At 46.6% G+C, this 14726-nt stretch carries 4 protein-coding genes and 1 pseudogene; 3 read left to right on the forward strand and 2 right to left on the reverse strand.

The genetic code is table 11. From position 1 onward, the window contains the following. From QUA80_RS21125 to QUA80_RS21135, 3 genes and pseudogenes are all read left to right on the forward strand, one after another. Positions 1 to 590 (forward strand): annotated as a pseudogene (locus tag QUA80_RS21125) (photosystem II D2 protein (photosystem q(a) protein)); the annotation flags it as partial. Positions 591 to 747: 157 nt separating this feature from the next. Further along, complete coding sequence (gene psbC, locus QUA80_RS21130) at positions 748 to 2127, forward strand: photosystem II reaction center protein CP43 (RefSeq protein ID WP_333427050.1); 1380 nt, start codon at positions 748 to 750, stop codon at positions 2125 to 2127. Between the two features lie 1102 nt (positions 2128 to 3229). Next, entirely contained in the window at positions 3230 to 7087 is a 3858-nt protein-coding gene (locus QUA80_RS21135; protein ID WP_333427051.1) for a GAF domain-containing protein, read from the forward strand. 192 nt (positions 7088 to 7279) lie between these two features. On the opposite strand, the gene QUA80_RS21140 is transcribed toward QUA80_RS21135, so the two are convergent. Continuing rightward, positions 7280 to 13285 (reverse strand): response regulator, encoded by a 6006-nt coding sequence (locus QUA80_RS21140; protein ID WP_333427052.1) that lies wholly within the window; start codon positions 13283 to 13285, stop codon positions 7280 to 7282. 244 nt (positions 13286 to 13529) lie between these two features. Continuing rightward, positions 13530 to 14543: a PleD family two-component system response regulator gene (locus tag QUA80_RS21145; RefSeq protein ID WP_333427053.1), complete on the reverse strand. Its 1014-nt coding sequence runs from the start codon at positions 14541 to 14543 to the stop codon at positions 13530 to 13532. Positions 14544 to 14726: the final 183 nt, after the last annotated feature.

A 14726-nucleotide genomic window follows, 5' to 3' on the forward strand; every position in this document is an offset into this window, starting at 1 on the left:
TCCTGCTTTACCCCTTGGGTCAATCAGGCTGGTTCTTCGCCCCCAGCTTCGGGGTCGCAGCAATTTTCCGCTTTTTGCTATTCCTGCAAGGCTTCCACAACTGGACCCTCAACCCGTTCCACATGATGGGCGTTGCAGGCATCTTGGGCGGCGCGCTGCTGTGCGCCATCCACGGTGCCACCGTAGAAAACACCTTGTTTGAAGACGGCGACGGTGCTAACACCTTCCGCGCCTTCAACCCAACTCAGTCAGAAGAAACCTACAGTATGGTCACAGCCAACCGCTTCTGGTCGCAAATCTTCGGAATTGCCTTCTCCAACAAGCGCTGGTTGCACTTCTTCATGCTGTTCGTACCCGTCACAGGCTTGTGGATGAGCTCCATTGGCATCGTCGGTTTAGCATTAAACCTGCGCGCCTACGACTTCGTATCGCAAGAATTGCGCGCTGCTGAAGATCCTGAGTTTGAAACGTTCTACACTAAGAACATTCTGCTTAACGAAGGCATTCGTGCTTGGATGGCTCCTACTGACCAACCCCACGAAAACTTCATCTTCCCTGAAGAAGTTCTGCCTCGCGGTAACGCACTTTAAAAAAATCAGGATTTGGATTTCAGATTAATTTAATATTTTTAAATTGAAATTGAAATCCAAATCCCTATTCCCCGGCGCAGGCGCGGTACTCCCGTGCCCTACTGGGGAACAAAAAAACCCAAAATCCAAAATCTAAAATCGTTGGAGGTTCTACCGCGTGGTAACGCTCTCTAATTCTTACGTAAGCGGTCGCGACCAAGAATCCTCTGGGTTCGCTTGGTGGTCTGGCAACGCTCGTTTGATCAATCTCTCCGGCAAACTGCTGGGCGCTCACGTCGCTCACGCTGGCTTGATCGTTTTCTGGGCAGGGGCAATGACTTTGTTTGAAGTCGCTCACTTTATCCCAGAAAAGCCCATGTACGAACAGGGCTTAATCTTGATGCCCCACATCGCTACTTTGGGTTGGGGCGTCGGCCCCGGCGGTGAAGTCACGGATATCTTCCCCTTCTTCGTAGTCGGCGTTCTTCACTTGATTTCATCTGCTGTTCTCGGTTTGGGCGGCATTTATCACGCCGTTCGCGGCCCGGAAGTTCTCGAAGAATACTCTTCGTTCTTCGGCTACGACTGGAAAGACAAGAACCAGATGACCAATATCATCGGCTACCACCTGATTTTGTTGGGTGGCGGTTGCTTGCTGCTGGTGGCTAAGGCCATGTTCTTCGGCGGTGTCTATGACACTTGGGCTCCAGGCGGCGGCGACGTGCGTATTATCACCAACCCCACTCTCAACCCGGCTGTGATTTTTGGCTACTTGACTCGCTCTCCTTTTGGTGGCGAAGGCTGGATAGTCAGCGTCAACAACATGGAAGACATCATCGGCGGTCACATCTGGCTCGGCCTGATTTGTATCGCTGGCGGTGTTTGGCACATTTTGACCAAGCCTTTCGGCTGGGCTCGCCGCGCCTTAATTTGGTCTGGCGAAGCTTACCTGTCCTACAGCTTAGGCGCTTTGTCCCTGATGGGCTTCATCGCTTGCTGCTTTGTCTGGTTCAACAACACTGCTTACCCCAGCGAATTCTACGGCCCGACGGGCCCGGAAGCTTCTCAAGCGCAAGCTTTGACCTTCCTGATCCGCGACCAACGCTTGGGTGCTAACGTCGGTTCTGCACAAGGCCCCACCGGTCTGGGTAAATACCTGATGCGCTCTCCTACTGGCGAAATCATTTTCGGCGGTGAAACGATGCGTTTCTGGGATTTCCAAGGCCCTTGGTTGGAACCATTGCGCGGTACTAACGGTTTGGACTTGAACAAAATCAAGAATGACATTCAGCCTTGGCAAGCTCGCCGCGCGGCTGAGTACATGACTCACGCTCCTTTGGGTTCTTTGAACTCTGTGGGCGGTGTGGCGACTGAAGTTAACTCGTTTAACTTCACTTCTCCTCGTTCTTGGCTGGCCTGTTTCCACTTTGTGATGGGTTTCTTCTTCTTGGTCGGCCACTTGTGGCACGCGGGTCGCGCTCGCGCTGCTGTTGCTGGCTTTGAGAAGGGTATCGATCGCGAAAATGAAGCGGTACTTTCTATGCCAAACTTAGACTAATCGATCGAATTTATTTCTGATTTGATTGTCTAGTTGAAAAAGGCTCCTGCTTAACGGCAGGAGCCTTTTTTCGATCCAATATCTGTAAAATCTGGAAAAAGCTGCGGATTGTCGATTCATCGACCTTTCTGGCTCGCCGGTTAACAGCATATCCAATCCCAGACGCAGAAACCCGGTTTCTGACTCAACCTTTTGAATTAGATACTGTTTCTTTCAGATCATTCAAGCCCTAAGAGTAAGCTGCTCTCTGAGAGAGCGTTTGTCTGCTGCACAAAACTTGGCTAAACTTATTTAAGTTTCACCATTCAATCAGAATGACTTTTGAAGGGTCTGCTTCCTGTTTCATCCAAGGGAGTCGGCTCATTCTTGTCCGCAGACGTTAATTCGGGTGGAGCAACGCCGTAATTTAATTAATCTTAGTTGAAGCTTTTAGCCATGAGTCATCCACTATTTTCAACCAATTTAACGAAACGCGGACTCCCGTTCGACGTTTTAACAGGCTGGTCATTTTTGACTTGCACGCTCGGTTTACAAACCTGATAATTAAGCCTTTTTAGGGATTCCGGTAATCATACCGCCGAGAATGTTAATCAGTCAAGTTAAGTATGACCAACTTTTGTAAACTTTTTGGCAATTCAGTCAATCTCCAGGACTGATACCAAATCCGGGGAAAGCTACCCCTTTTATGATTCGGCGATTGAAACCTCTACTCTACAAACTTTCGTCTGCCTCCGCAGACAAGCCAGATCGAGGGGGTATTTAAGCCGGATTTGCATGAGATATTTTGGCGCGATATTCATCGGTGTCGGTTAATGAGTCTGTAAGTATTGAAACTTGACAATTTTAATTAGTTCGGGTAGAGAGGTTGCAACGCAGGCTCTACAAAGTTTATATTTAAAGGACAAAAGTTTTAATCCCACTGAATTGAAAGTTGCCATAAGAAGTTGCAGTTTGAAGGCAGCTCGCTAGCGGTGCAAAACTAATCGACCATCGCCCTCAGGATATTCATATGTTATTAAATGGCTGTGCTGGCCGAATTTTGTAACACGCACAAAACTCCTCAGCCGCTTACTGTTATAGCTGGGAAACCAAAAGATTAATAATGGACTCATTAAAAATCCAAAATGTCAAGGTGAGTTACGATCGAGCAAATTTGCTCGATCGCATTGCCAACCGGATTCGCCGCTCTCTAGAACTGCCAGAAATTCTGAGCGCAACAGCCGCGGAAGTTCAATCGTTCTTGGGAACAGACAGAGTAAAAATCTACAAGTTTCATAGCGACGGCAGCGGTGAAGTGATTGCCGAATCAATTAACGGCAACCGCTTGCCATCCCTATTGGGATTGCATTTTCCAGCAGACGATATTCCCCCTCAAGCCCGGGAACTGTTCGCGCAAGTACAGGTGCGATCGATCGTCGATATAGATTCCGGGCTGCTAGGGCAAAGTCCCCGCCGCGATGCGGTTTCGGGCCAACTGCTGCCCGACGAAGTGCGCTTTCGCCCGATCGACCCCTGCCACGCTGAATACTTGAGCGCACTCGGCGTCAAGGCTTCCTTGGTAGTACCAATTTTTCACGGTGCAAAATTCTGGGGGTTGTTGGTATCTCACCACTCCGAGTCCCGAAGCGTGCAAGAACACGAACTGCAAGGCGTTCAGATGGTAGCAGATCAGCTCGGCGTCGCCATAGCCCAATCCACCCTCCTCGCCCGAGCCCAAGCGAAAGCCCAGCGGGAAGCTGCCGTCAACCGCGTCGCCGCAGCCCTTCACTCCCAGCCGGCGATTGAAGTGCAAACAGCTTTGGCAGAATCTGTAGCTGCACTAGACGCAGCCGGCGGCAGGCTGTGCATTTTCTCCAGACCCTTCATTTTCGACAACAGCAAGGTCGCGAGTTCAGTGCCCTACTCAGACAATTCCACTCGAACACTTCAAGTCTACACTTGCGGCTCAGGGCCGAAGATGCAAAATTCAGCAAAATACCAGCAGTTGGAGCAATACAGCGTCTGGCACGAATATTTTAAATCCGGCGAGCAACAGTTTTGGGCAATTCCCGACTTGTACCAAATTAGCAATTTGAGAAGCTTGCAACCTGCTTTTCGATCGACCAAAATTCGCAGCATTTTAATCGTACCGCTCAGAAGCCGCCAACAAATATTCGGTTACTTGAGCATTTTTAGAGAAGAATTTGACACAGAAACTCTCTGGGCAGGACAGTTTGATGGTGACGGTCGGCTCGTCCAATCTCGGATATCTTTTGAAGCGTGGAAAGAGTCAAAAACTGCTCAAATTCGCGAATGGAAGACTGAAGAAATTGAATTAATGCAAACTTTGGGCAGCCACTTTGCTAATGCAATTAACCACTGGCAACTTCACCAAAAAATAGACGCACTTAACACCAATTTAGAAAATAAAGTTCAAGCTCGGACTGCTCAATTACAGCAGTTAACGAAACAGCAGCGAGTGCTGTTTGAAGTCGTGGTAAAAATGCGACGCTCGCTCGACTTGAACAAAATTTTTAGCACGATGTCCCAGGAAGTACGGCAGGCTTTAAATGCAGAGCGAGTTGGGATTTACCGCTTCGCTCCCGCCTCGGAATTTAACGAAGGCGAATTTGTTGCCGAAGATGTTTTGCCAAATTTTGTGTCAGCAATGGCAGTCAAAGTGCACGATCGCTGCTTTGGAGAAAAGTACGCCAACCTCTACTCTCAGGGACGAGTTCACACAATGTCCGACATTAGACAGGCCGGACTGCAAGATTGCTACGAGCAACTATTGGAGCAATTTCAGGTCAAAGCTAGTTTAGTTGCACCGGTGATGAAAGGCAAAGACCTTTGGGGGTTGCTGTGCGTGCACCAGTGTTCGGCTGCCCGCAATTGGGAATCTTCTGAAATCAAGTTTGCTACCCAAATTTCAGCTCAGCTCAGCATCGCCCTAGAACAAGCAGATTTGCTCGCTCAAACCAAACAACAAGCAGTTGAGTTGCAGCGGGCAGCAGATCAGCAGCGGATACTATTTGAGGTAGTTGCTAAAATTCGACAATCTCTTGATTTAGATACAATTTTTCGCACGACAACTACTGAAATGCGCCGGATTTTAAAGGCAGACAGAGTTGTTGTTTATCGCTTTGAGCCAGGTTCCAATTTTAATGAAGGCGAATTTATTACTGAAGATGTTTTGCCAGGTTTTCGTTCGGCAATGGATGTGAAAATTCGCGATCGATGTTTTGGTCAAAATTATGCGAATAAATACAGTCAGGGACACATTCAAGTGCTGGCAGACACCGACAGCGGGGAACTCTCAGACTGCCACGCTGCTATTTTAGCTGAATTTCAGATTAGAGCTCAGGTGATTATGCCGCTGATGAATGGGAGCGAACTTTGGGGGTTGCTGTGCGTACACCAGTGCGACGGTTCGCGCAATTGGACTACTTCGGAAATCCAGTTTGCTACGCAAGTCGGATCTCAGTTGAGCGTAGCATTAGAACAAGCAGATTTGCTCGCTCAAACGCGGCAGCAAACAATTAATATGCAGTTGGTAGCAGAGCAACAGCGGATACTGTTTGAAGTGGTAGCCAAGATTCGAGAATCTCTCGATATCAACGCGATTTTCAAGACTGCAACCCAAGAAGTTTGTCAGTTTATGCAAGTCGATAGAATTGCTGTCTATCGCTTTAACCCTGATTGGGGCGGCGAATATATTGCCGAGTTTGTGAAAGATGGCTGGATAAAAATGGTAGGGGAAGGTATCAATACGATTTGGCAAGATACTTATTTGCAGGAAAACCGAGGCGGCAGGTATCTCAATAATGAAACTCTAGCCGTTGACGATATAGATAAAGCTGGTCACTCGGAGTGTGTTGTCGGTATTTTAGAGCAATTTCAGGTGAAGGCTTATGCAATAGCGCCGATTTTTGTAGGACAAGAACTTTGGGGTTTGCTGACAGCATATCAACATTCTGGAACCCGCAGTTGGGAAAGTTCAGAAGTTAACTTTTTAGCTCAGATTGCTAATCAGTTAGGCGTAGCTATCCAACAAGCAGATTTGCTGGCTCAAACCAGACGCCAAGCAGAACAAATTGCTCAAAACTTAAAGGATTTGCAGCAAACTCAATCTCAATTGATTCAGACTGAAAAAATGTCTGGTTTGGGGCAACTGGTGGCTGGCATTGCTCACGAAATAAACAATCCAGTTAATTTTATTTATGGCAATCTCAATCACGCTACTGAATATACTGATAGCTTGCTGAGTTTGTTGGAACTTTACCAGCAGCAATATCCGGATTCTAGTCCTGAAATTAGCGAATTGGCAGAAGCTATTGACTTGGAATTTCTACGAGAAGATTTGCCTAAGTTGCTATTGTCTATGAAGGTGGGAGCCGATCGCATCCGTCAAATAGTTTTGTCTTTGAGGAATTTCTCTCGTCTTGACGAAAGTCAAATGAAGGCGGTTGATATTCACGAAGGGCTCGATAACACGCTGTTAATTTTGCAGCACAGGCTGAAATCTAATTCGGATAATGCAAGTATTGTGCTAGTTAAAGAATACGGTAATTTGCCTCTGGTTGAGTGTTATGTTGGACAGTTGAATCAGGTGTTTATGAATGTAATCGGGAATGCGATCGATGCTTTGGAATCTGCCAAGTTGGTCGATCGCCCATCTGTGATTCCTCAAATTAAAATCTCTACTGCTCTCGGTCAACTTAATGGCACTGTTCCTAGCGCGGTGATTCGGATTTCTGACAGCGGTTCTGGAATTTCGGAATCTATGAGACAACGCATATTTGACCCTTTTTTCACGACTAAGCCGGTGGGAAAAGGTACTGGGTTGGGACTCTCAATTAGTTACCAAATTGTGGTTGAGAAACACGGCGGCGTTTTAGAATGCAATTCGGAATTGGGGAAAGGTACTGAGTTTGCGATCGAGATTCCGCTCCGACAGCAGTCATTAGTCGTCAGTCGTTAGTCGTTAGTCATCATCCATCTTGCTTCATTAAAGGAGAGTCATAGGAAGTTGAACTTTTTTTTAGGTGAAGCAAGACCCAATCTTTTACTGCACTAATATACCATACTATTGAGATGAAAATTGGCAACTTTTAAAAAGTTTTCATGTCTTCATAACAAAGAAAACTAAAGCCGTCAAGCGAAGGAGGAGGCTCTAAACGCTAATCTTTTGTAGTTCTTGTTGGAGAGTATTCTTGACACGATCGTACTCAGCCTCGATTTGAGCCAATAGGGGTGAGGCTCGATCGAGTTCACCAGAGGTACTCATCACTTCTAACGTGCCACAAAGCTGGGCCAGATGGGGCGCGCTTAGGTTCGCGCTACTGCCTTTGAGGGTATGAGCCGCTCGGTTTAGGGCTTGAGTATCCGCTTGGGCGATCGCTAATTTCATAGCTTGCAGCAACTTTACGGCTTCCTCAAAGTAGCAGTTCGCCAGCAAGCTCAAAATCTTGGTTGAATCTCGATCGATGCTGCTGCAAAAGGCTTCCAGTTCTGTGAGATTAACCGCTGGCACATCAATTTCTGGCTGGTAGCTATCTGATTCCTCCTTTTGGGCCTGCTGCTGTTCCGGGTTGGCTTGACACTGACTCAGCGCTTGAATCAGAGCCTCTACTCGAATCGGTTTACTGATATAGTCATTCATGCCAGCATCAAGACAAAGCTGGCGATCGCCCTGCATGGCATTCGCCGTCATGGCAATAATCCAGGGACGAGCATCAGCAGGCCACTCGTCACTAATACGGCGGCTGGCTTCTAGTCCATCCATCTCTGGCATTTGTACATCCATCAGCACCACATCATAAGGCTGGCGATGCAGGGCTTCCAAGACTTCTAATCCATTGGCGGCAATATCGGCCCGGTATCCCAAACGCTCTAACAGCAGCAGTGCCACCTTCTGATTCACCAGATGATCCTCTGCTAACAGAATTCGCAGTGGGAGTCTCTGGGCTAGTTTAATATCATCCTGAACAGATATAGAAAGCTGTTGTTGAACTTTTTTCGGTTGAGCTTGTAGCACATGGATCAGTATTTGATAGAGCTGGGATTGTTTGATGGGTTTGGTTAAACAAGCCGCAAAGTGGGCCGACAGCGCTGAAGCACTTGCTTCGGGTTTGCCTATAGAAGTCAGCAACACGAGGGGTAAACGGTGGCACTTAGGATGCTGGTGGATGGCTGAGGCGAGTGTGAGGCCGTCCATTTGTGGCATTTGCATATCTAAAATAGCGACATCAAACGTTTCTCCATTCTCAAGCCAGTTGAGCGCTTCCACCGCCGATTGGGCAGCGCGAATCTGCATCCCCCAAGTCTGGGCTTGCAACGTCAGAATTTGTCGGTTAGTGGGCAGATCGTCCACGATTAATAAACGCTTGCCAGATAGTTCTGGTAACATTTCCATCGGTTCGGATAACTCAGTAGCAAGAGAGGATGCCACAATCGTGAAGTAGAAGGTGGAACCCATTGCGGCTCGATGAGGCTTAGCGGGTTGCCATTTTGGTGAAGGGGTTCCTCCGACGTAGCCGGAGCTCTCAACCCACATCATGCCGTTCATCATTTCACTCAGTCGCTTACTGATCGCCAGACCTAAACCCGTCCCGCCATACTGCCGAGTCGTCGAAGCATCTACTTGACTAAAAGACTTGAACAGTCGATCGAGGCGGTTGGCTGGAATGCCAATACCTGTGTCTTGAATGGCAAACTGGATTTCATACAAGCTTTCTGGCAAGTTCCCCGGCCCAGAAATCGTTTTGTCAGAATCAACTAAAGAGGCTTGCACCGAAATGGTAACTTCCCCAGTTTCGGTAAACTTAATCGCATTGTTGAGCAAGTTAACTAGAATCTGACGGAGACGGGTGACATCACCCAAAATCAAATTAGGAGTCTGAGGGTGGATCAGGTAGCCCAACTCAATCCCCTTCTCATCTGCTTTAACTGCAAGTTGGTCGATCGCACCTTCTATGCAATCTCTCAAGCTGAAGGGGTGCATTTCTAGCTCTAGTTTGCCCGACTCAATTTTGGAGAAGTCCAGGATGTCGTTGATGATGCTCAGGAGGGTATCTCCACTATTGCGAATCGTCTCGATAAAGTCTCGCTGTTGAGCCTTGAGTTCTGTATCCAGCAGCAGTCCCGTCATCCCAATAACCGCATTCATCGGAGTGCGGATTTCATGGCTCATCATCGCCAGAAACTCACTTTTGGCTCGGCTCGCTGCTTCTGCTTCCTGTCTAGTTTGCTCTAAAGCAAAGTTTTTCAGAGTTAATTCTTCTCGCTGTCGAGTTTCTTGCTCTAGTAATTTGGCTTGAGCTAAGGCAATTCCTACTTGAGCCGCCACTGATTCTAGCAACTCGACTCGATCGGCAGTCCAATCACGGTAGCGATCGCACTGGTGCAGACAAATGGCACCATTCGGTTCTCCTTGATAAGAAGTACGGATTGCTAATTTGGATTTCAAGTTGAGGCTGTGACAAATTGACTCAGCACAGGTGAGCAGTGATTCGCAATAGACATCCGGGGAGGCGATCGCTTCATCCCCAGCCATCAACTGTTTTGTATATGCAGGACAGACCGTCAGAATGTCATGCTCCCCGCTGGGGGCAGATCCGGGTGCTAGATACTCTGCAACAACAGGAAACTGAGGCTGCGGATTGTCGAGGTATGTGCGAATTAAGCAGCGACTGACGCCAAAAGCTTGCCCAATTTGAACAGCCGCCGTTTCAAATATCTGCTGAGCATTGAGGCTTTGACGAATTTCTTGGGTAATTTGCTTCAGCAGTAGGGCTTTTTGCAACTGTCGCTGCAGTGCTTCTTCTGCCTGCTTGCGATCGGTAATATCCTTCATGAAGCAGTGATGCCCCACAAAGACATTTTGCTCGTCGTAAGCAGAGACCATCACCAGTTGTTTGTAGAAGCTGGAGCCATTTTTTCGCATCCCTCTAGCTTCCACTTCTACTCTGCCATCTCTCAACATCTGCTGATAAGCAGCCACCATTTTCTCAATATCTTCAGGATGAACCGTTCTTTGCCACTCCATCCCTAGCATTTCCTCCGGCTGATAGCCGCTGAGGGTAGCATAAGTGCCGTTAACGAAGATATAGCGTCCTTGAGTATCGAGTCGAGAAATGCCTGCCACGGCATTTTCTAGCGCCGCACTCATTTGTTGCAGTTCCGCTTCGGCTCGTTTGCGAGAGCTAATTTCAATCAGAATGCAACCCACCGCTACAGGCTGGTCTGTATCCTTGAAAATGGGGAAGTGAGAAGCTAACCAGTAGCGCTTGATATTCGTTTGGCTTGCTACCTTTCCACTCACTTCCAAGTTGATGGAAGGTTGTGCAGTCGTTAAAACCTCTTGTAACAGTGCATTCATGCCAGGAGCAAGTTCCCCCAAAATATCATCGGTGGTCTTGCCTAAATGAGCCTCCACGGACTGACCATTGATTGCAGCCAGTGCCTCATTGATTTGTAAAAATCGAAACTGTCGATCGTGAATGCAAAGCCCTACTCCTGCCAGGGAAGCTCCTTTAAAGAAAGCATTCAATAATTGCTCTCTGGCTTGAATTTCCTGCTCTAACTTTTTGCGGTTGGTAATATCGCTCTGAGAACCAGTCATACGGACAACTCTGCCCGCTTCATCCGAAAGCGCCTGACCTCGAGCCAAAATCCATTTGTAGCTCCCATCCTTGCAAAGCACTCGATGTTCTGTAATATAAAAGGGAGTTTGGCGCTGAAAGTGATCTTGAATTGCTTGCATCACCCATCCGATATCATCTGGATGAATTCGCTTACTCCATTCATCTAAGTGATTCGGGATTTCATGCTCCTGATAGCCCAACATCTCTTTCCAGCGAGCCGACAAGAATACTTCATTGGTGTTGACGTTCCAATCCCATACCCCATCGTTACTGCCGCGCAGGGCGAGTTGCCACCGTTGTTCGCTAGCTTGCAAGGCTGCTTCTGCTTGATGCCGTTCGATTTCACTACCAATCCACTGAGCCATCAGTTTCAGTAATTCCACATGGGCAGATTTAAACCTCTGTGCACGGGGAGATTTACTAGAAAAGCTAAGGGTACTGTAGACTTGGCCTGCAACTAAAACTCGTGTCCCAATATAAGCTTCCATGCCAAGGGTACGATCGGCAGGATGGCAACGCGATTTTGAGGTGCCTGTATGTTGGATGGTTAGGGGTTCATCTGTGTCCAAAGTTTCACAGCACAAAGTTTGGTTAATATCAAAGACATCACCTGGTTTCAAGACTCGATCGGGCGATCGCGCCACCATCACCTCATAGCGATTATCTTGCACGCGAGCCAAGATGCCACATTCAAGCCCAAACGTCTGACATCCCATGTCAATCAACGCTTGGATGCGCTGCTCAAAATTGAGATTTTGGGTAGCAGTCACTTCATATAAAGCTCGTATTGCCGCCTCTCTTGTTCTTAGTTCAGCTTCGGCTTGTTTACGTCTCTTAATTTCAGCTTTCAGAGATCGATTGATTATGGATAATTTGTGCGTTCGTTCTTGAACCCGCTGTTCTAATGTAGCGTTGGCGTGTTTAATCTCCCTAAACTTTTGATTGAGCGCGATCGCCATCAATTGAAAATTTCTAGCAAGGTCATTGATTTCAGTAACAGAACTATGTTTCCATTCAAAGGTTTCTTCTGAAAGCTTGTTGGGTAAGTCAGTAGTCGCAAGAGCTAAAAAGGATAACGGCTTTACCAGTCGTTCGCTAACCACCGTTGCCAACAAAAATGCCAACATTGTGATGACGAGAAGAATAATCAGATCTATCCTGTAGCGATTTTGTAAATTTTCTACATAGGGAGCTGCTGGAATTTCTAAGCGTAATCTCCAGTTCAGCTCAGGGGTAATCGTAAATTCCTGTATGTATAGAGAGTTTTTCCAACGGATCATCGGATAGTTGCCCTTGCTAGGAACCCACTGCTGCAAGGTTCCCTCTAAGGTGCGAGTGCTGCCATTTTTTGACTGCTGAACAGCGTCCAAAAGCTTTGGATCGGATTGATTACTCCCAATGACTAGGTTGTTTTGATCTAGCAATGTAATGCGTAGTTGCTGACTGTTTTTCTGGAAAATGTATAGAGATTGGATCTTGCTCAATGCTAATGAAGCGCGGATCAAACCAAGGAAATTACCTTGAAGTTGCAGGGGAACGTTCAACCCTACATGAGGTTCGTCAATTAATAAATCTGTGTGGATAGGAGTCATCCAAGGTTTCAACCGCTTTTGAGCCAGGGTCATTAGAGATTTATGTTCGGTGCTTTGTTCGATCAACTGCCGATGGGTTTGATTTAAAGGAGAAGAGGCAGCTAAAACTCTTCCAGATGAATCGGCCACATAAATGTTGTCGAAATCTGGAAACCACTGCTCGATCTGGCTAATGTCTTGTTGCAGTTGCTTGGATGATTGAATTGCTCGATCGGCAGTAGTGGATTCAGGACTGACTAATTTTTCAGCTAATGTATTCAAAGCTAATAGATGTCGCTGATACCATCTAGATACATCGCTACTGAGATTTTTCCCGTTTGTTTGTAACTCTGTTTGCACATTCGTCTGAATTTGAGCGACCCAGTATCTACCATCAATAACTAATAGGAGCAGTCCTGGAATAAATACAAAAGCAACCAACAGATGAAAAATAGTTTGTTTTAATGAGAGGGCATGGCTATTCTTTGAACTACCAACCTGTTTGTCAACGGGTGCATAAACAATGATAAAGCTGGCAACTAAGGCATTAAAAATGCCGTTGACTGCTTGTTTGCACGTAACTAGCAGGACTTGAGCCGCATCCATGTGGAGCATTTGACCGTAGAAAAGCCAAACGAGAGGCATTCCAATTAAGAACCAGTAAAGCCCATCAAATAAAAGGAGGTTCGGATGTTTGCGCTTGCAAAAAACACCTACAAACAGAGCCTCTATTACCAAAATAATTGTGGCGTATGGATGATTCCAAAGGATATAAGTATAGCTGCCTGCTATGAGACTGGTCAAACCTCCCCAGCCCCAGCCGAAGTAGTAAGCAATAATCAGTATTGCAATACTGCCAAAGAGGAAATCAACCCCAAAGAAAAGAGGCCAACTGAAATAGTTACCCAGAAAACCCGCACCAGTGAGAAGGGCGATCGTACCTAACCATCTTTTATGACGCATTGAGCTAGCCCCTCCCGTAAACTTCTATAATTGCTAGTTGCTGAATATGACCTGATTTTGATAAGAAAAGCGTCGTAGAGCAGCTCTGATTCTCTACATGAAAATTTCTATGAAGTTCGTACAACGCATTATTCATGGTTTTAATCAGCAATCAAGGCTTGCTCGTTCACGACTCGATCTCTCGCTCAACTTTTAATAAGGAATCATTCCCAATCACGATCGGTCTAGTTGTTATTCTTCTGCTTTAAGGGTAGAATTCATTAAATGTATTAATTTTGGTACAAAAAGTATTGCGACCTTGGTCTTTGGCTTGATAAAGTGCTGCATCGGCAGCAGTAATTAAATTTTCTGGCAGGCTCTCTTGGGTAGGAATCATACTGGTAATACCAAAGCTGAGCGTAATGCAATGATGCGGAGAACTCTTATGGACTATTGCTAAAGCTTGGATGCCAGCCTGCATTTGCTTAACGATGTGGACAGCTCCCTCAAGCTCTGTGTCGGATAAAATCACTACAAATTCTTCACCTCCATAACGTGCTACTAAATCTCCCGCTCGATTAATACTGGTATTGAGAGCTGCGGCAACTTGCTGTAAACATACATCCCCTGCTTGATGTCCATAAGTATCGTTGTAATGCTTGAAGAAATCGATATCACACAAAATCAGTGACAAAGGAGTTTGCTGCCTGGTCATGCGTCGCCACTCCTCCTCTAGCTGTTGGTCAAACTGACGGCGATTGGCAATCTGAGTCAAACCGTCAATTGACGCTAGGTATTTTAATTGTCGATTGGCGGCTTCTAGCTGCTTGTAAAGTATGGTTTGTTGCTGTTGCAGGTGGAATTGCTGAATCAAGCGTCGCACTCTCTGTCCCAGAACGGCCCAGTGAATCGGCTTAGTGATATAGTCAGCGGCTCCCGCTGCAAACGCTCGATCGACAGATTCTTTGTCGTCTAAGCTGGTAATCATCAAAATAGGTGGGCGATCGCTCTCAGGCACTTCAGATAATTTTTGACAACAAGCAAAACCATCCATAGTGGGCATCACTGCATCTAGCAGGATCAGGTCTGGATCTGCTTCCTCATAAGCTGCTAGCCCTGTCAACCCATCACTAGCTTCCGCCACTCGGTATTTTTCCTTCTGTAAATACAGTCGAAGTTGCAAACGCATCAAGGGATCGTCATCCACAATGAGAATTAGAGAGGGCTGTTCGCTAGATGCGGTAGTCGATATGGCTGACTGTTCTAATGATTGATACATATGTCATCGTGCATGGTGTATCTTAAATTTCTGCCAACATTTTAGGCTGACATATTTTAAGATTAGGATGCCAAAGTAAACATTTGGTAAATATGTCATAAATGATACACATTACGCTGACATATTTTAAGATTTAGGATGCAAAAGTAAAGATTTGGTAAATATGTCATAAATGATACACAA

This window comes from Microcoleus sp. F4-D5 (genome assembly GCF_036704885.1).
GTDB lineage: Bacteria > Cyanobacteriota > Cyanobacteriia > Cyanobacteriales > Microcoleaceae > Microcoleus.